17 protein-coding genes are annotated in these 17,271 nt (G+C 69.2%); 4 read left to right on the top strand and 13 right to left on the bottom strand.

Annotation, left to right across the window (positions count from 1 at the left end; translation table 11 throughout):
* Positions 1-3: 3 nt before the first annotated feature.
* Both B840_RS07930 and gdhA read right to left on the bottom strand, forming a co-directional pair.
* Positions 4-708, bottom strand: a complete 705-nt coding sequence (locus B840_RS07930; RefSeq protein WP_042621702.1) for a DivIVA domain-containing protein — start codon at positions 706-708, stop codon at positions 4-6.
* Between the two features lie 19 nt (positions 709-727).
* Positions 728-2,071, bottom strand: a complete 1,344-nt coding sequence (gdhA, locus tag B840_RS07935) for an NADP-specific glutamate dehydrogenase (RefSeq protein ID WP_042621703.1) — start codon at positions 2,069-2,071, stop codon at positions 728-730.
* A 140-nt stretch (positions 2,072-2,211) separates the two neighbouring features.
* Here gdhA and B840_RS07940 point away from each other — a divergent pair, with 140 nt between their 5' ends.
* The gene (locus tag B840_RS07940) at positions 2,212-3,300 is read left to right on the top strand and encodes a glycerate kinase (RefSeq protein ID WP_042621704.1); all 1,089 of its coding nucleotides are present in this window, start codon (positions 2,212-2,214) and stop codon (positions 3,298-3,300) included.
* On the opposite strand, the gene B840_RS07945 is transcribed toward B840_RS07940, so the two are convergent.
* Entirely contained in the window at positions 3,270-3,650 is a 381-nt protein-coding gene (locus B840_RS07945) for a hypothetical protein (RefSeq protein ID WP_042621705.1), read from the bottom strand. The genes B840_RS07940 and B840_RS07945 overlap by 31 nt on opposite strands.
* A gap of 30 nt (positions 3,651-3,680) precedes the next feature.
* On the opposite strand from B840_RS07945, the gene B840_RS07950 reads away from it, so the two are divergent.
* The 3 genes from B840_RS07950 to B840_RS07960 all read left to right on the top strand — a co-directional run bounded on the left by B840_RS07950 (position 3,681) and on the right by B840_RS07960 (position 8,732).
* Positions 3,681-5,006 carry a DUF4921 family protein gene (locus B840_RS07950; protein ID WP_042621706.1) on the top strand — a complete coding sequence of 442 codons (1,326 nt, stop codon included), beginning with the start codon at positions 3,681-3,683 and terminating at the stop codon, positions 5,004-5,006.
* A 13-nt stretch (positions 5,007-5,019) separates the two neighbouring features.
* On the top strand, positions 5,020-6,243 hold the full coding sequence (locus B840_RS07955) for an amidohydrolase (protein WP_042622628.1): 1,224 nt from the start codon (positions 5,020-5,022) through the stop codon (positions 6,241-6,243).
* Positions 6,244-6,347: 104 nt separating this feature from the next.
* Complete coding sequence (locus tag B840_RS07960) at positions 6,348-8,732, top strand: glycogen/starch/alpha-glucan phosphorylase (protein WP_042621707.1); 2,385 nt, start codon at positions 6,348-6,350, stop codon at positions 8,730-8,732.
* A 75-nt stretch (positions 8,733-8,807) separates the two neighbouring features.
* On the opposite strand, the gene pyk is transcribed toward B840_RS07960, so the two are convergent.
* From pyk to B840_RS08010, 10 genes are all read right to left on the bottom strand, one after another.
* Complete coding sequence (gene pyk / locus B840_RS07965) at positions 8,808-10,235, bottom strand: pyruvate kinase (RefSeq protein WP_042621708.1); 1,428 nt, start codon at positions 10,233-10,235, stop codon at positions 8,808-8,810.
* A gap of 10 nt (positions 10,236-10,245) precedes the next feature.
* On the bottom strand, positions 10,246-11,103 hold the full coding sequence (gene lgt, locus B840_RS07970) for a prolipoprotein diacylglyceryl transferase (RefSeq protein ID WP_042621709.1): 858 nt from the start codon (positions 11,101-11,103) through the stop codon (positions 10,246-10,248).
* Positions 11,104-11,124: 21 nt separating this feature from the next.
* Complete coding sequence (locus tag B840_RS07975; RefSeq protein WP_042621710.1) at positions 11,125-11,934, bottom strand: indole-3-glycerol phosphate synthase TrpC; 810 nt, start codon at positions 11,932-11,934, stop codon at positions 11,125-11,127.
* 79 nt (positions 11,935-12,013) lie between these two features.
* Complete coding sequence (locus B840_RS07980) at positions 12,014-12,628, bottom strand: TIGR02234 family membrane protein (protein WP_042621711.1); 615 nt, start codon at positions 12,626-12,628, stop codon at positions 12,014-12,016.
* Complete coding sequence (hisI, locus tag B840_RS07985) at positions 12,625-12,984, bottom strand: phosphoribosyl-AMP cyclohydrolase (protein WP_042621712.1); 360 nt, start codon at positions 12,982-12,984, stop codon at positions 12,625-12,627. Before hisI ends, B840_RS07980 begins: the two co-directional genes overlap by 4 nt.
* Positions 12,981-13,745 carry an imidazole glycerol phosphate synthase subunit HisF gene (hisF, locus tag B840_RS07990; RefSeq protein ID WP_042621713.1) on the bottom strand — a complete coding sequence of 255 codons (765 nt, stop codon included), beginning with the start codon at positions 13,743-13,745 and terminating at the stop codon, positions 12,981-12,983. Before hisF ends, hisI begins: the two co-directional genes overlap by 4 nt.
* Positions 13,746-13,761: 16 nt before the next feature.
* On the bottom strand, positions 13,762-14,553 hold the full coding sequence (locus tag B840_RS07995) for an inositol monophosphatase family protein (protein WP_042621714.1): 792 nt from the start codon (positions 14,551-14,553) through the stop codon (positions 13,762-13,764).
* Positions 14,554-14,555: 2 nt separating this feature from the next.
* Positions 14,556-15,296 carry a bifunctional 1-(5-phosphoribosyl)-5-((5-phosphoribosylamino)methylideneamino)imidazole-4-carboxamide isomerase/phosphoribosylanthranilate isomerase PriA gene (gene priA / locus B840_RS08000; protein WP_042621715.1) on the bottom strand — a complete coding sequence of 247 codons (741 nt, stop codon included), beginning with the start codon at positions 15,294-15,296 and terminating at the stop codon, positions 14,556-14,558.
* 20 nt (positions 15,297-15,316) lie between these two features.
* Positions 15,317-15,952 carry an imidazole glycerol phosphate synthase subunit HisH gene (gene hisH / locus B840_RS08005; protein WP_042621716.1) on the bottom strand — a complete coding sequence of 212 codons (636 nt, stop codon included), beginning with the start codon at positions 15,950-15,952 and terminating at the stop codon, positions 15,317-15,319.
* Between the two features lie 29 nt (positions 15,953-15,981).
* Positions 15,982-17,229 (bottom strand): MFS transporter, encoded by a 1,248-nt coding sequence (locus tag B840_RS08010; protein ID WP_042622629.1) that lies wholly within the window; start codon positions 17,227-17,229, stop codon positions 15,982-15,984.
* Between the last annotated feature and the right edge of the window lie 42 nt (positions 17,230-17,271).

The following is a 17,271-nucleotide window of genomic DNA, read 5'->3' on the forward strand; positions in this document are numbered from 1 at the left end:
AGCTTACTCACTCCGGCGCCGGGACACACCAGCGCCTCGGCGCAGGGCCTGGCGGTCGCGGGTGACGGTGCGGAGGACGCCCGTGAGGGTCTCCTCGAAATCGGCGAGCTTGCCCTCGACGAACTCGTCGCACTCGGTGCGCAGGCGGGCGGAATCGGCGGTGGCGGAATCGACGATGCGGTGTGCCTCTTCGTTGGCGCGGCGCACGATCTCCGCGTCGGAGACGAGGCGCTCCTGTTCGGCGATGCCCTCGTCGACGCTGCGGCGGTAGGAGGTGTTGCCGTCCTCGATGAGGCGGTCGGCCTCCGCCTGGGCGCGGGTGACGGTGTCCTCCGCCTCGCGACGCGCCGAGGACACCATGTGGTCGGCGTCGTCCTCGGCCTTGGCGACCAGGTCCGTGGCGTGGCGGCGGGCGTCGGCGACGATGTTGTCGGCGTCCTCCTGCGCGCGGCCGACGATGTCGCCGGCCTGGGCCTCTGCATCGGCGACCATGCCGCGCGCGCGCTCCTCGGCGCCCCGCAGGATCTCCGCCTCCTTGTCCAGCACATCCTGCGCGTCGTCGATCTCCACGGGCAGGGCGTTGCGGAGATCGTCGAGGAGCGCGAGCATGTCGTTGCGCGGGACCATGCAGTTGGAGGTCATGGGCACGCCGTACGCCTGCTCCACGGTCTGGTTGAGTTCGTCGAGGGCCTCAAATACGCGGTACATGCCGCCAATCGTAGACGACCTAGATGACGCCTTGGGCGAGCATCGCGTCAGCGGTCTTCTTGAATCCGGCGATGTTGGACCCGACCACGTAATCTCCCTCGCGGCCGTACTCCTTCGCCGTGTTGGACATGGTGCGGAAGATCTTGGACATGATCTTGTGCAGCCGCTGGTCGGTGTACTCGAAGGACCAGGAGTCGCGGGACGCGTTCTGCTGCATCTCCAGGGCGGAGGTGGCGACGCCGCCGGCGTTGGCGGCCTTGCCCGGGGCGAAGTGGATGCCGTTCTCGCGGAAGACCTCGATGGCCTCCGGGGTGGAGGGCATGTTGGCGCCCTCGGCGACGAAGCGGACGCCGTTGGCCGCCAGAGCGCGGGCGTGATCGCCGTTGAGCTCGTTCTGGGTGGCGCACGGGAGGGCGACGTCGGCCGCGAGGTCCCAGATGGAACCGTCCTCGTGGAAGGTAGCTCCGGTGCTCTCCTCCACGTAGGCGGTGACGCGCTCACGGCGCTTGTCCTTGACGTCCTTGAGCAGTTCGACATCGACGCCGTCCGGGGTGGAGACCCAGCCGGAGGAGTCGGAGAAACCGACGACGGTCGCGCCGAGCTCCTGCGCCTTCTCGATGGCGTAGATGGCGACGTTGCCGGAACCGGAGACGATGACCTTCGCGCCTGACATGGAGGCACCGTGGGCCTTCATCATCTCCTCGGTGAGGTAGACGCAGCCGTAGCCGGTGGCCTCGGTGCGTACCAGGGAACCGCCCCAGGTCAGGCCCTTGCCGGTGAGGACACCGGACTCGTGCTGGCCGGCGAGGCGCCGGTACTGGCCGAAGAGGAAGCCGATCTCCCGGGCGCCGACGCCGATGTCGCCGGCGGGGACGTCCTTGTACTCGCCGATGTGCTTGTGCAGCTCGGTCATGAAGGACTGGCAGAAGCGCATGATCTCGAGCTCGGACTTGCCCTTGGGGTCGAAGTCGGAGCCGCCCTTGCCGCCGCCGATGGGCAGGCCGGTCAGGGAGTTCTTGAAGATCTGCTCGAAGCCGAGGAACTTGATGATGCCCAGGTTGACCGAGGGGTGGAAACGCAGGCCGCCCTTGTACGGGCCGAGAGCGGAGTTGAACTGGACCCGGAAACCGCGGTTGACCTGTACCACCCCGTTGTCGTCGATCCACGGCACGCGGAAGATGAGCTGGCGCTCGGGCTCGCACAGGCGCTGGATGAGACCGTAGTCAGCGTAATGAGGGTCCTTCTCCAGGACGATCTTCAGCGAGGCGAGAACTTCTGCAACTGCCTGGTGGAACTCAGGCTCTCCTGCGTTACGCTTGAGAAGCATGTTGTAGTAGGAGGAGACCTGCTCGTCGATTGACATACGAGTCCTTTCCGGCCCGCAGTAGCGGGCAGCCCGGGGGTGGGTTTTCTAACGGTTAACAGTTTTCACGTGCGACGTCTCCCACGCAAGTTTCCGGCACGTTGAATGCGTCACTCACCCTACCCCTAGACTGGTGTGCCATGGTCCACATCATCATCGCCCCCGACTCCTTCAAGGGCACCGCAACCGCAGAACAGGCCGCGCGTTCTCTCGGGGAGGGCGTCCGCTCCGTCATCCGGGACGCCGACATCACCCTCGCCCCCATGGCTGACGGGGGTGAGGGCACGGCCGCCACCTTCGCCGGCGAGACGGTCACCCTGCCCACCACCGACGCCGCGGGCCGCCTGACGGAGGCGTCCTACGTCCTCGACGGCGCCACCGCCTACATCGATCTCGCCGCGGCTTCCGGGCTTCCGGCCGTGGCGGACGCGCCGGTGCCCTTGACCGGCGACACCTACGGCACCGGTGTGCTCATCGCCGACGCCCAGACCCGCGGCGCCACCCGGATCGTCCTCTGCCTCGGCGGTTCGGCGACCTCCGACGCCGGCACGGGCATCCTCGTCGCGCTCGGCGCCACCCCCGTGGACGCTGCCGGCTACTCCCTGCCCAAGGGCGGCGGTTCCCTCGGCAAGCTGGCGGACATCGACACCGCCCAGCTCAACATCCCCGCGGCGGCCGTCGAATGGGTGCTGCTCACCGACGTTCGGGCCACCGTCCCCGAGGCGGCGACTGTCTTCGCCCCGCAGAAGGGTGCCTCCGCCGAGGACGTCGCACTCCTCGAGGCCGCCCTCACCCACGCCGCCGACACCCTCGGCGTCGATCCCCTGACCCCCGGTTTCGGCGCGGCCGGGGCGGTCCCGGTGGGCATCCACTGGCTGTCGACCATGCTGCACGGCACCGACTCGCACGTCCACGTCCTGCCCGGCGCGCCGCTGGTCGCGGACGCGCTGGGGTTGACGGAGGCGGTCCCGGGGGCGAATCTGGTCATCACCGGCGAGGGCGCCTTCGACGCGCAGTCGTTGACCGGCAAGGTCGTCGGCACCGTCGCCGACCTGGTCGGGGGCACGGACGCCACGCTCGCGATCGCGGCGGGGCGTTTCGACGTCGATCCGGGCGAGGACGTCATCGCGGTCGAGCTGGGGGCGCCGGGGGACGTCGAGAAGCAGCTTTTCGACGCCGGCGCGGCAATCGCGGCCGACTACCTGCGGATCTCCACGGCCCAGGGGTAGATCGCGTCCACCTCGTGGTCCTGCTCCATCTCCAGCGCGACGGCGTTGGTGGGCAGGTGCGCCTGGGGGGTGAGGAAGCGGGAGAGCACCATCGCCAGCTGGTTGACGGAACCGGTGGCCCCCTCCACGGCGATGAGGTAGCGGTGGACCTGGGCGTGGTGGAGGTCGTCGCGGTCCTCGCGCAGCCCGTCCTCGATGCCCTCGTGGAGCTTCGGGGCGTGGTCGTGGGTGACGGAACCGCCGGCGAGCTTCCCGGCGTCGACGAGCTTCCCGATGGCTCCCTCGAACACCCCCTGCAGCTGGAGTGCGGGAGCGTCGGGGACGAGGACATCAAACTGGATCGCAGGCATGGGGAAAGCCTAGCCAATAACCTGGTGGGTATGAGTCTTCCCCCCAACGCCCACCGCGACCCGATCACCGTCATGGCCGACGGGACCATCAAGCAGGTGAACCCTTTCTCGGGGACGGAGGTGTGGACCGTCCCGGGCCGGGGGAACCGCCCCCTGGCCTCCCCCGCCGTCGACCCCGCACCGCTGGGCCCCCACGACCGGGAGCACCGTTGCGCCTTCTGCGCCGGCAGCCCGCTGGCCACCCCGCCGGAGAAGGCCCGCATGGTCCGCCAGGACGGGGAATGGCGGATCCTCGACGGCCTCCTCCCCAACCAGCTGACGGAGACCTCCGCCGAGTTCCGCCGCGTGCCCAACCTCTTCGAGATCATCTCCTACGACTACTGGGCGAAGAACTACGGCTTCCAGATGGACCCGCCGACCGCGGCGCGGATGGCCGGCTATCTGGCGGACCCGGCAGGGCGCGGGCACGTCCTGGACATCGTCCGCACCCGGCTGAGCGCCGGCGGCCGGGACGCCGACCTGCCGGAAGAGGAGCTGCTGGAGTACGCCCCCGCCTATTTCGCCGGGGGCCACGACGTGATCGTCGCCCGCCGCCACTTCACCGACGAGGCCACCCACACCAACCAGCTGGCCTCCTCCGGCATGCTCACCCCCGAGGAGCATTTCGCCTTCACGCTGTTCACCATCGACGGCATCGACGACCTCTACCAGCGCAACCGCTACGCCCCCTACGTCGTCGCCTTCCAGAACTGGCTCGCGCCGGCCGGCGCCTCCTTCGAGCACCTGCACAAGCAGCTGGTGGCCATCGATTCCCGTTCCGTCCAGGCCGAGCTGGAGATCTCCCGGCTGCGGCTGAACCCGAACATGTACAACGAGTGGGGTGTGGACTACGCCGGGTACCGCAACCTCATCATCGCGGAGAACGAGCACGCCGTGGTGCACGCCGGGTTCGGGCACCGCTACCCCACCCTGACCATCTACTCCCGCTCCCCCACCCCGGAGCCGTGGCTGCAGTCCAACGCCGAGATCCGCGGCATGAGCGACCTCATCCACGCCTGCCACGCCGCCACCGGGGCGGAGGTGGCGGTCAACGAGGAATGGCACCACCGGCCGGTCGACCTGGACATGCCCATGCCGTGGCGGGTGAACATCAAGTGGCGCGTGTCCACCCTCGCGGGTTTCGAGGGGGGCACGAAGATCTTCGTCAACACCCTGTCCCCCGACAACATCCGCGACCGCGTCGTCTCCGCCATGTACCGCCTCCGCGACGAGGGCCGCATCGCCCCGGACATCCGCATCGCCACCGAGTGCGACGCCCGCCGCAACACGCTCCTCTACAACCCGCTGCTGCAGTAACGTGGCAGGCGACATGACACACATCGCCCGCCTCCTCTCCCGCCACTCCGCCGACCTGACCTGGCAGCGCGCCTTCTACGAGGACCTGCACGAACATCCCGAACTGTCCGGCCACGAGCACGAGACGGCGGAGAAGATCGCGCGGAAGCTGGCGGACTTCGACTGCGAGGTCATCCCCGGCATCGGCGGCTACGGCATCGTCGCCGTCTTCCGCAACGGCGACGGCCCGGCAGCCCTGTTCCGCGCGGATTTCGACGCCCTGCCAGTACGGGAGGAGACGGGGGTGCCCTTCGCCTCCCCGACCGGCGTCATGCACGCCTGCGGCCACGACATGCACACCACGGCCCTGCTCGGCGCGTGCGCGCTTCTCGACGCCCACCGCGACGCCTGGTCCGGCACCTTCCTGGCGCTGTTCCAGCCGGCCGAGGAAACCGGCGCCGGCGCCGGCGCCATGGTCGCCGACGGCCTGGTCGCCCGCGTGCCCCGCCCGGACGTCTGCCTGGGCCAGCATGTCATGCCCGGCCGGGCGGGCGAGGTGCAGACCATGCCCGGGCCGCAGTTCGCGGCCTGCGACTCCATCCGCATCACCATCCCGGGGCGCAGCGCCCACGGCTCGATGCCCCACAAGGCCATCGACCCGACGTACGCCGCCGCCATGGTCGTCGTCCGCCTCCAGGGCATCGTGGGCCGGGAGGTCAACCCCGACGATTTCGCCGTGGTGTCGGTGGGAACCCTGCGCTCCGGTTCGACGAACAACATCATCCCGGGTTCCGCCGAGCTGGTCCTCAACTGCCGTTTCTATGACGCGGACGTCCAGCGCCGCGTCTACGCCGCCATCCGCCGCGTGGTCGAGGCCGAGTGCGCGGCCTCCGGAATCCTGGAGCCGCCGACCTTCGAGTTCTTCGGCCGCGGGGAGCTCATCGACAACGACCCCGGAGTGTTCCGGGCCGTCCGCCCCGTCTTCGACTCCGTCTTCGGCGGGGCGTCGGTCGACGCGGCGCGCACCACCGTCTCGGAGGACTTCGCCACGATCCCGCGGGCCTTCGGCGTTCCCTACCTGTACTGGGTCGTCGGCTGCACCCCGCGGGAGCTGTGGGACCGGGCCGTCGCCGAGAACCGGGTGGACGAGGACGTGCCCGTCAACCACATGGGCACCTTCCTCCCCGAATACGGCCCCACCGTCGACGCCGCCACCCGTGCGGCCGCGGCGTCGGTGCTCACCTACCTTCACCGTTGAGGGGCGGATGGGCAGGCATGCCTATATGCTGAACAAATGGGTCCGCCGTTACGTGGACCCGCTTTGCCGCGAGTGAAGACACCACCACCCCAGGAGCAATCCCCATGAGTGACACCCTGCCCGCACTGAACACCACCGTCGCAGGCCACGTTCGCGCCGCCTCCGGTGCCACCCCGGAGAGCGCCACGGACTACAAGTTCTGGTTCGGGCTCTCCCGCAGTGTGATGGAGCAGATCGCCGACAAGTGGGAGGAAACCACCGAAACCTACGCGGGCGTGCGTCAGCAGCACTACTTCTCCGCCGAGTTCCTGATGGGCCGGGCGCTGCTCAACAACCTCACCAACCTCGGGCTGGTCGAGGAGGCGGAGACCGCCGTGCAGGCGCTGGGCCACGAACTCGGCGACGTCCTCGACTCGGAGAATGACGCCGCCCTGGGCAACGGAGGACTGGGCCGCCTGGCCGCCTGTTTCCTCGATTCCTCGGCCACGCAGGACCTGCCGGTCACCGGCTACGGCATCCTCTACCGCTACGGCCTGTTCAAGCAGATCTTCGACAACGGTTTCCAGACCGAGCAGCCGGACGCCTGGAAGGAGAACGGCTACCCGTTCTACATCCGCCGGGAGGAGCAGCCGCGCATCGTCCAGTTCGACGACATGACTGTGCGCGCGGTGCCCTACGACATGCCGATCACCGGTTACGGCACCGACAACGTCGGCACCCTGCGCCTGTGGAAGGCCGAGCCGATGGAGGAGTTCGACTACGACGCCTTCAACTCGCAGCGCTTCACCGACGCCATCGTCGAGCGCGAGCGCGTCATGGACCTGTGCCGCGTGCTGTACCCGAACGACACCACCTACGGCGGCAAAGTGCTGCGCGTGCGTCAGCAGTACTTCTTCGTCTCCGCGTCGCTGCAGGCGATGATCCAGTCCCACCTCGAGCACCACGGCGACCTGTCGACCTTCGCCCAGTTCAACTCCATCCAGCTCAACGACACCCACCCGGTGCTGGCCATCCCGGAGCTCATGCGCCTGCTGCTCGACGAGCACGACATGACCTGGGAGCAGGCCTGGGGCATCGTCACCCGCACCTTCGCCTACACGAACCACACCGTCCTGGTCGAGGCCCTCGAGCAGTGGAACGTCTCCATCTTCCAGCAGCTCTTCGGCCGCGTGTGGGAGCTCGTCCTCGAGATCGACCGGCGCTTCCGTGTGGAACTGCGCGAGCTGGGCCTCGAAGAGGACCACATCGCCCGCATGGCCCCGGTCCAGGACGGCAACGTCCACATGGCGTGGATCGCCTGCTACGCCGCCTACTCCATCAACGGCGTCGCGGCGCTGCACACCGAGATCATCAAGCGCGACACCCTCAGCGACTGGCACGGCATCTGGCCGGAGAAGTTCAACAACAAGACCAACGGCGTCACGCCGCGCCGCTGGCTGAAGATGTGCAACCCGCGCCTGTCGGACCTGCTCACCCGCCTCGTCGGCTCCGACGCCTGGGTCACCGACATGGACCTGCTGAAGGATATCGCGCACTACGCCGACGACAAGAAGGTGATGAAGGAGCTGCTGGCGATCAAGGACGCCAACAAGGCCGACTTCGCCGAGTGGATCATGGACCGCCAGGGCATCGAGATCGACCCGACCTCGATCTTCGACACCCAGATCAAGCGCCTGCACGAGTACAAGCGCCAGCTGCTCAACGCGCTGTACATCCTGGACCTGTACCTGCGCATCAAGGAGGACGGCCTGAAGGACGTCCCGAAGCGGACCTTCATCTTCGGCGCGAAGGCCGCCCCCGGTTACGTCCGGGCGAAGGCCATCATCAAGCTGATCAACGAGATCGCCGAGAAGGTCAACAACGACCCGGACGTCAACGACCGCCTCCGCGTCGTGTTCGTGGAGAACTACAACGTCTCCCCCGCCGAGCACATCATCCCGGCGACCGACGTCTCCGAGCAGATCTCCACCGCCGGCAAGGAGGCCTCCGGCACCGGCAACATGAAGTTCATGATGAACGGCGCCCTGACCCTGGGCACCATGGACGGCGCAAACGTCGAGATCCACGAGGCCGTGGGCGACGAGAACGCCTACATCTTCGGCGCCCGGGAAGAGGAGCTGCCGGACCTGCGCGCCACCTACAACCCGTGGCACGTCTACGAATCCGTCCCGGGTCTCAAGCGCACGCTGGACGCCCTCGTCGACGGCCACCTCGACGACCACGGGACCGGCCTGTTCCACGACCTGCGTTCCTCGCTTCTCGACGGCGGCGGCTGGGAGACCCCGGACATCTACTACGTCCTGGGCGACTTCGCCGACTACCGCGAGACCCGCGACCGGATGGCCGAGGACTTCTACGCCGACCGTCAGCACTGGGCGCGCATGTGCTGGGCCAACATCTGCGCATCGGGGCGTTTCTCCTCCGACCGCACCATCAACGACTACGCGCGTGAGGTGTGGAAGCTGGAGCCGACCCCGGTGACCCGCTAGGAAATACCCGCCGGGAAATAAGCGAAGCGGCGGAGAGGATGTTCCTCTCCGCCGCTTCCGGCTTTTCCGGCGCGCCTACTTCGGCGGCCGGTTGGTGTCCTCACCCAGCAGGTGGACGTGGATCATGTTGGTGTTGCCGGAGACCCCGGGCGGGGAACCGGCGACGACGACCATCATGTCGTCGCGGTGGTACTCGTCCATGGCCAGCAGGGCCTTGTCCAGCACCGCGAGCATGTCGTCCGTGGAGCTGACCTTCGGGCTGAGGAAGGTCTCCGCGCCCCAGGTCAGCGCGAGCTGGGAGCGGACCTCCTGCTTCGGAGTGAACACGAGCAGCGGCAGGTGCGAGTGCAGCCGGGCCACGCGGCGGGCGGTGTCGCCGGAGGTGGTGAAGCAGACCAGGGCGCGGGCGTTGAGGCGCTCGGCGATGTCGCGGGCGGAGTAGGAGATGACGCCGCGCTTGGTGCGCGGGACGTGGCTGAGCGGGGGCACGCGGCCGTCGGTCTCCGCCTGGATGACGATGCGCGCCATGGTGCGCACGACGTTGTGCGGGTCCACGCCGATGGAGGTCTCGCCGGAGAGCATGACGGCGTCGGCGCCGTCGAGGACGGCGTTGGCGACGTCGGAGGCCTCCGCGCGGGTGGGACGGGAGTTCTCGATCATGGAGTCGAGCATCTGGGTCGCCACGATCACCGGCTTGGCGTTCTCGCGGGCGATCTGGATGGCGCGCTTCTGCACCAGTGGGACCTGCTCCAGCGGCACCTCGACGCCGAGGTCGCCGCGGGCGACCATGATGGCGTCGAAGGCCAGCACGATGGGCTCCAGGGCGTCGACGGCCTCGGGCTTCTCCAGCTTGGCGATCACCGGCACCCGGTGGCCGACACGGTCCATGATCTCGTGGACAAGGTCGATGTCGGCGGGCGAACGGACGAAGGACAAGGCGATGAGGTCGACGCCGAGGCGGAGCGCGAACTCCAGGTCCCGGATGTCCTTCTCCGACAGCGCGGGCACGGAGATGTCCATGCCCGGCAGGGAGACACCCTTGTTGTTGGATACGGGACCACCCTCGGTGACCTCACACACCACGTCGTTGTCCTCGACCCGGAGGACCACGAGGCCGACCTTGCCGTCGTCGACGAGCAGACGGTCGCCCGGCTTGGCGTCCTGCGCCAGGTTCTTGTAGGTGGTGGACACCCGGTCGTGGGTGCCCTCCACGTCGTCGACGGTGATGCGGATGACCTCGCCGTTCTCCCAGACGGTGGCGCCGTCGAGGAATCGGCCCAGGCGGATCTTGGGGCCCTGGAGGTCGGCCAGGATGCCGACCGCGCGGCCGGTCTCATCGGTGGCCTCCCGGACCCACCGGTAATTCTGCTCGTGATCGGCGTGGTCGCCGTGGGAGAAATTCAGGCGGGCGACGTCCATGCCATCCTCCACCAGGCGCTGGATCGCGTCCTTGCTGGCGACGGCGGGACCGAGGGTGCAAACAATCTTGGTTCGTCTAGTCACGGCTACCAACCTACTCTGTTTCAGCAGGATCAACCCGCCGGCGCTTCTGCAGCCAGAAGAACACCGCCACAGCGGCGAGGAAGACGACCGCGGAAACCCAGGTGTTCACCCGCTGGCCGAGGATCATGGTGGCGGCGTCGTCGCGCATGAGCTCGATCCAGAAGCGGCCCAGGGTGTAACCGGCGACGTACAGGGCGAAGATCGAGCCCCGGGCCAGCCGGAACCGGCGGTCGACGAGCAGCAGCAGCGCGAGGATCAGCAGGTTCCACAGCAGTTCGTAGAGGAACGTAGGGTGCACCGAGGTGATGACCTCGCCGGTGGAACGGCCGGTGAGCGGGGCGAACTCGCCGTTTTCGTCGACCCGGTAGAAGATGTCCAGGGCCCACGGGAGGTCGGTGGGGCGGCCGTAGATCTCCTGGTTGAACCAGTTGCCCAGCCGGCCGATCGCCTGGCCGAGGATGATGCCGGGGGCGACGGCGTCGGCGAAGGGCGCCAACGGGACCTTCCGGTAGCGGAACAGCGCCCACACGGCGAGGGCGCCCAGCGCGACGGCGCCCCAGATGCCGAGCCCGCCGTTGGTGATCTTCAGGGCGTCGACGGGGTTGCAGGTGTCGCAGAAGTACTTGTCGGCGTCGGTGATGACGTGATAGATACGGCCGCCGATGATGCCCGCGGGGATCGCCACGATCGCCGCGTCCCACACCATGTCCGCGTTGCCGCCCCGGGCGACGTAGCGGCGGTGGGTCAGCCACAGGGCGAGGACGATGCCGACCATGATGGAGACGGCGTACGCGCGGATCGGGAGGGGGCCGAGGTACCAGACGCCCTGTGGCGGGGACGGAATATTGGCGAGGATGGTGGTCTGCACCCTGACAGTCTGCCAGACGGGTCAGCGCGACGGGCAGGACGGGTGCTGGCCCGTGGCGACCAGCGTGCGGGTCAACCGGCCGGGGTCCTCCGCGCTCATGAGTTCCTCGCCGACCACGACGGCGTCGGCGCCCGCCGCGGCGTAGGAGAGCAGGTCCCGGGGGGAATGGACCCCCGACATCGCGATACGCACGGTCGACTCGGGCAGGCCCGGGGAGATCTCGGCGAAGCGCCCCTTGTCGACGCCGCCGCCCACCATCGGCCGCGCGTTCACCGCCACCACGCGCGCACCGGCGGCCATGGCGCGGTCGGCTTCCGCGGGGGTGCGCACCTCGAGCACGGCGGTCATGTGGAGGGATTCGATGCGGTCGAGCAGGGAGACGAGGCGGTTCTGGTCGAGCAGCTCCACCTGCAGGGGGACGAGGTCGGCGCCGTAGCAGCGGGCCTCGTGGATCTGGTACGGGTCGATGATGATGTCCCGGCAGAACATCGGCAGGTCGACCGCGTCGCGCGCGATCTTCATGTCGGTGAGCGATCCGTGGTAGCGCAGCTGCTCGGTCTGGCAGGCGATGAGGTGCGCGCCGCCCTGCTCGAACTCGCGGGCCAGGCGGGCGATGGGCATGAAGTCGCCGTCCTCGATGAAGGTCCGGCCCGGCATCGCGCGCTTGATTTCGGCGATGACCCCGCAACCGCTGCGCAGCAGCGCGCCGAAGCCGTCACGGGCGGGTGCGGTGTCGCGGGAGCGCGCCTTGATCTCCTGGAAGGGCACCACTGCCTCGCGGGCCGAGACTCCCGCCAGAACCTCGGAGACCAACCGGTCCAGAGCGCTCATCGGCCCCTCCCATCGAGATTCTTGGTAGCAGAGACAATCTGTGTCAACAGGCTATCCCGTGAATCTGCTCACCACGAAATCAGGGTCGCCGGGTGTCCGTCGGGTCGATGTCCGCGTCCAGCGCGTCCCACATGACGCGGCCGGAATCCGGCTCCGCCTCGAGGTCGCGTGAGATCTTCGCTGCGCGGTCCTGTTTCCGCTCGTAGCGGTTCAGTTTGGCCGAGTCGGTGCCGGGTTTCATCGCCAGCAGGACACCGCCGAACAGGGCGACGGCCGCACCGAACATAGCCAGGGCGGGGCCGGCGGAAGTGACGTCCAGGTTCGCGATCTCCGCCCACGCGGCGATCTTCGCCTCCTCGCCGGTGGACAGGAGCTGATGCGCGCGCTGCGGATCCGGTTCGCCCGCGAGGAGGCCGAGCGGAGCCCAGCTGACCCCGATGCCCGCCAGCGCCGAGATGACGCCGACCATGCGGCGGCCGACCCGCCGCAGGGCGAAACCGGCGATCGAACCCGCCAGCAGCAGCATCGCCACGGCGGTCTGCTCCGTGGACCACAGCCCGCCGATGATGACGTTGGTGGCGTCGCCGGACTTGTCGTCGAAGGTGTCCACCGTGATCCAGGCCATCCGGGAGGCGGCCCACAGCACGGCGGCGCTGACGGCGAGGAGGAGCGCCGCGATCCGGGAGGTCCTCATGACAGCAGGTCGTCCGCGAAGAAGCACGTCCGGTTGCCGGTGTGGCAGGCCGCGCCGGTCTGCTTCACCGTCACCAGGAGGGTGTCGCCGTCGCAGTCGAGCCGCACGCCGGTCACCTCCTGGGTGTGCCCGGAGGTCAGGCCCTTGATCCAGTACTCGTCGCGCGAGCGGGAGTAGTAGGTGCCCTGCCGGGTGGCCAGCGTGTGTGCCAGGGCGTGGGTGTCCATCCACGCCATCATGAGGACCTCGCCCGTTTCGTCCGCCTGGACGATCGCGGGGATCAGCCCCCGGTCGTTGAACTTGAGGCGGGCGGCGATGCCCGCGTCGAGCTCGTGGTCGGCCGGGTTGCCGCTCATCGGCGCACCTCGTGGCCCGCCGCCTCCAGCGCGTCCTTGACCTCGGAGATGGTCACCTCGCGGAAGTGGAAGATGGTGGCGGCCAGCACGGCGTCGGCGCCCGCGTCGACGGCGGGCGGGAAGTGCTCGGCCCTGCCCGCGCCGCCGGAGGCGATGATGGGCACGTTGACGGCCTCGCGGACCAGGCGGAGCAGCTCGAGGTCGAAGCCGTCCCGCGTGCCGTCGCCGTCCATGGAGTTGAGCAGGATCTCGCCCACGCCCAGCTCCTCACCGCGGCGGGCCCACTCGACGGCGTCCAGGCCGGCGGACTTCGTGCCGCCGTGGGTGGTCACCTCGAAGCCGGAGGGCTGGTCGGCGGCGCGGCGGGCGTCGACGGACAGGACGATGCACTGGGAGCCGAACTGGTCGGCCAGCTCGCGCAGCAGCTCGGGGCGGGCGATGGCGGAGGTGTTCACCGAGACCTTGTCCGCACCGGCGCGCAGCAGCTGGTCGACGTCCTCGACGCTGCGGATGCCGCCGCCGACGGTGAGGGGGATGAACACCTGCTCGGCGGTCCGGCGGACCACCTCCAGCATCGTGCCGCGGCCGTCCTTCGAGGCGGAGACGTCGAGGAAGGTGAGCTCGTCGGCGCCCTCCTCGTTGTAGCGCGCGGCGAGTTCGACGGGGTCGCCGGCGTCGCGGAGGTTCTCGAAGTTGACGCCCTTGACCACGCGACCGTTGTCGACGTCGAGGCAGGGGATGACGCGGACGGCCAGAGCCATGGATCCGCCTTTCCAGTTAGTGGGAATTGAGAATGTTGTCCATCGTACTCATGATGGCCCCGTGGGCCCGTGCGGTCCCCGCCACCACTCCGAGGGAGCCGGGGGCCCAGTCGTTGCCCTCGATGTCGGTGACCACTCCCCCGGCCGCGCGCACCAGCATGACGCCCGCGGCGTTGTCCCACACGTGGGGCGAGAAGCTCACCGCCCCGCCGAATATCCCCTGCGCGGTGAAGGCCAGGTCCACGCCGACGGAACCGGTGATCCGGGGGCGCAGGTACGTCTCGCTCAGTTCCGCGAGCAGCCCCTGGCGCAGGAGCGAGGGAAACTTGGAGCGCACCTGGGAGGCCACGGAGGAGAACCCGACCTGCGCGACCAGCTGGTCCGCCTCGGTGAGCGGGGTGACCGGCCGGCCGTTGCACATGACGGGCGAGCCTTCGAAGGCGGTGAGCCGGCGGTGCAGCAGCGGCATGCTCGTGACGGCGGCGACCGGCTGGTCGTCGACGACCAGGCTGATGAGGATCGCGCACATGGGGTTGCCCGCGGCGTAGTTGGCGGTCCCGTCGATGGGGTCGACGACCCACACCGCGTCATGGTTGTAGACGCCGCCGGCCTCCTCCCCCAGCACCGGGATGCCGGTGAACTGGGTGAGCATCTGGCGCAGGTGTGCCTCGATGGCCAGGTCCACCTCGGTGGCGAAGTCGCCGGGCTGCTTCAGCTGGGCAGGGTCGGAGCCGACCCCGGCCATGAACATCGTCTCGGCGTCGTCGCAGACGGCCTCGGCGACGGCCAGCAGCTCGCGGGCGTCCACGGCTACTGCTTCTCGACGGCCGCGAGCGCCTCGCGCAGCGTGAAACGGCCCTCGTACAGGGCCTTGCCGATGATGGCGGAGTCGATGCCCTCGTCCGCGTGGCGCGAGAGCTCGACGACGTCGTCGAGGACGGAGATGCCGCCGGAGGCGACGATCTTCGCGTCGGTGGCGGCGGCGACATCGCGCAGCAGCGCGACGTTCGGGCCGGCGAGGGTGCCGTCCTTGGAGACGTCGGTGACCACGAAGCGGGAGCAGCCCGCGGCGTCGAGACGCTCGAGGACCTCCCACAGGTCACCGCCGTCGGACACCCAGCCGTTGCCGCGGGTGCGCCACTCGCCGTCGATCTCGCGGACCGCGATGTCGACGGCGACCTTGTCCCCGTACTCCTTGAGCACCCCGGCGATCCACTCGGGCTTCTCCAGCGCGGCGGTGCCGATGTTGACGCGGGTGGCGCCGGTGGCCAGGGCGCGCTCGAGGGAGGCGTCGTCCCGGATGCCGCCGGTCAACTCCACCTTGATGTCCAGCTGGCGGGTGATCTCCGCCATGAGCTCGTGGTTGGAGCCGCGGTTGAAGGCGGCGTCGAGGTCGACGAAGTGCAGCCACTCCGCCCCCTGGGCCTGCCATTCGAGGGCCGCCTCCAGCGGGGAGCCGTAGGACTTCTCGGTGCCGGCCTCGCCCTGGTCGAGTCGGACTGCCTGGCCGTCGACGACGTCGACGGCGGGAAGGAGGGTGAAATCGCTCATGTGTCGAATCCTATCCGGAGTCAGAGGGTGGACAGCCAGTTGGTCAGCAGCTGGGCCCCGGCGTCGGCCGACTTCTCCGGGTGGAACTGCGTGGCCCACAGGGGTCCGTTCTCCACGGCGGCGACGAACCGGTCGCTCTCGTGCTCCGCCCACGCCACCGACGGCGGGGTGGTCAGGTCGTCGGTCTCCAGGGTCCAGTCGCGGACGCCGTAGGTGTGGACGAAGTAGAAACGCGTGTCGGCGTCGAGCCCGGCGAACATCTGCGAGTCGGCGGCGCGTTCCACGGTGTTCCATCCCATGTGCGGCAGGATCCTCGCGTGGAGGCGCTCAACCGTGCCCGGCCACTCCCCCGCTCCGCGGGTGTGCACGCCGTGCTCGTTGCCCTCCTCGAAGAGGATCTGCATGCCCACGCAGATACCCAGGACGGGGCGTCCGCCCGCGAGGCGCTGGCCGATGATCCGGGGCCCGTGGACGGCGTTGAGTCCGGCCATGCAGGCGGCGAAGGCGCCGACGCCGGGGACGAGCAGGCCGTCGGCGTCGACGGCGATCTTCGGGTCACTGGTGACGGTGACATCGGCCCCGACACGTTCGAGGGCCCGCTGGGCCGATCGGAGGTTGCCGGAGCCGTAGTCGAGGAGGGCGACGCTTTTAGACATGGTTGGAAGTGTAATCCAACCGCGTGCGCTCACCCATTGCGGCGCCGTTTCCGGCCCAGCGGGAGCTGGCGCAGACGGGCGCGGGTGTTGTCGAGCTCGGTGATGCGGTGCGCGCCGACGACCCGGTCGGCGATGGTCGCCAGGATGCCGAGGGACACGACGACGGCGCCGACCGCGTAGGCCCCGGAGTACGCGGCCTGCGCCGCCACCGCCCCCAGGAGGAAGGAACCCAGCCCCGTGCCGGCGTCGTAGGAGATGTTCCACACCGCCGAGGCCTCGGATACCCGGGACCGGGGCAGGCGGAAGAACATACTCAGCAGGGCCTCGTTCTGCACGATGCCGAAGCCGCCGCCGAAGAGCACGCCCGCCAGCACCAGCCACCACACCGGCCAGCCGTTGGCGATCACCAGCGCCATGAGCGCCACGCCGGCGAAGCCCATCACCTGGCCGGGGATCATCGTCGCGCCGGGGCGCCCGTTGCGGTCGGCGATGACGCCCGAGCCGTAGCGCATGACCATCGCGGCGCCGCCTGTGATCGAGAGCATGAAACCGCCGATGACGGCGCCGGTGACCGGGTCCAGTTCCTGCACGGCCGCCGGCAGGAAGGAGGACACCGCGCCGAAGCTCATGGACAGGCTGGTGACGGCCAGGGCGGGGACGAGGACCAGTTTCCAGGCGGGTGCGCTGGTCGCCTTCTCCTCCGGGGAGGGCCTGGTGGGGGGCTGCGCCTTGATCCGGGGGATGCGCAGGCACATCACGGCCGCGACCAGCGCGACGGCGGCGGCCGCGGCGTAGACCGCCGGGTAGCCCGCCCGGTCCGCCAGGAACAGGCCCAGCGGCAGGCAGATCATCTGGGAGACCCCGATGAACACGCCCAGCATGCCCGAGGCCTTGCCCAGGAAACGGGAGGGCACCAGCTCCGCGATCAACGCGGATTCCGCGACGGTCAAAGCGCCGAAACCGATGCCGCGCAGGGCGGAGAAGAGCAGCAGGTTCCAGACCTCCAGCCCCAGGAGGTGCCCCAGTGCGGGCACTCCGAGCATGAAGGCCGACGCCACCATCACGGGGTTGTAGCCGAGGCGCCGGAGGGCCGTCGGGGTGAAGATCTGGGTGGCGACGGTGGCGGCCATGAAGATGCCGGTGGAGGCGCCCGCGAGGGCGGGGCCGTGCCCAGCGTCGAGCGCCGCGAGCGGGATGACGGGCAGGAGCAGGGACCAGGACCCGAACGCGGCGAAGACCGCCACGAGGGTCGGCACGAACCCCGGGGCCTTCCACATGCTGTCGAGTTGCTCGATCTCCGCCCGCGAAAGACCCGTCTG

It is taken from the genome of Corynebacterium marinum DSM 44953 (genome assembly GCF_000835165.1).
GTDB lineage: Bacteria > Actinomycetota > Actinomycetes > Mycobacteriales > Mycobacteriaceae > Corynebacterium > Corynebacterium marinum.

What these genes read in the sequence shown, in the direction of transcription:
- B840_RS07930 (WP_042621702.1), bottom strand. Translation starts at nt 708, where the DNA reads ATGTACCGCGTATTTGAGGCCCTCGACGAACTCAACCAGACCGTGGAG.
- gdhA (WP_042621703.1), bottom strand. Translation starts at nt 2,071, where the DNA reads ATGTCAATCGACGAGCAGGTCTCCTCCTACTACAACATGCTTCTCAAG.
- B840_RS07940 (WP_042621704.1), top strand. Translation starts at nt 2,212, where the DNA reads ATGGTCCACATCATCATCGCCCCCGACTCCTTCAAGGGCACCGCAACC.
- B840_RS07945 (WP_042621705.1), bottom strand. Translation starts at nt 3,650, where the DNA reads ATGCCTGCGATCCAGTTTGATGTCCTCGTCCCCGACGCTCCCGCACTC.
- B840_RS07950 (WP_042621706.1), top strand. Translation starts at nt 3,681, where the DNA reads ATGAGTCTTCCCCCCAACGCCCACCGCGACCCGATCACCGTCATGGCC.
- B840_RS07955 (WP_042622628.1), top strand. Translation starts at nt 5,020, where the DNA reads ATGACACACATCGCCCGCCTCCTCTCCCGCCACTCCGCCGACCTGACC.
- B840_RS07960 (WP_042621707.1), top strand. Translation starts at nt 6,348, where the DNA reads ATGAGTGACACCCTGCCCGCACTGAACACCACCGTCGCAGGCCACGTT.
- B840_RS07975 (WP_042621710.1), bottom strand. Translation starts at nt 11,934, where the DNA reads ATGAGCGCTCTGGACCGGTTGGTCTCCGAGGTTCTGGCGGGAGTCTCG.
- B840_RS07980 (WP_042621711.1), bottom strand. Translation starts at nt 12,628, where the DNA reads ATGAGGACCTCCCGGATCGCGGCGCTCCTCCTCGCCGTCAGCGCCGCC.
- hisI (WP_042621712.1), bottom strand. Translation starts at nt 12,984, where the DNA reads ATGAGCGGCAACCCGGCCGACCACGAGCTCGACGCGGGCATCGCCGCC.
- hisF (WP_042621713.1), bottom strand. Translation starts at nt 13,745, where the DNA reads ATGGCTCTGGCCGTCCGCGTCATCCCCTGCCTCGACGTCGACAACGGT.
- priA (WP_042621715.1), bottom strand. Translation starts at nt 15,296, where the DNA reads ATGAGCGATTTCACCCTCCTTCCCGCCGTCGACGTCGTCGACGGCCAG.
- hisH (WP_042621716.1), bottom strand. Translation starts at nt 15,952, where the DNA reads ATGTCTAAAAGCGTCGCCCTCCTCGACTACGGCTCCGGCAACCTCCGA.
- B840_RS08010 (WP_042622629.1), bottom strand. Translation starts at nt 17,229, where the DNA reads ATGTGGAAGGCCCCGGGGTTCGTGCCGACCCTCGTGGCGGTCTTCGCC.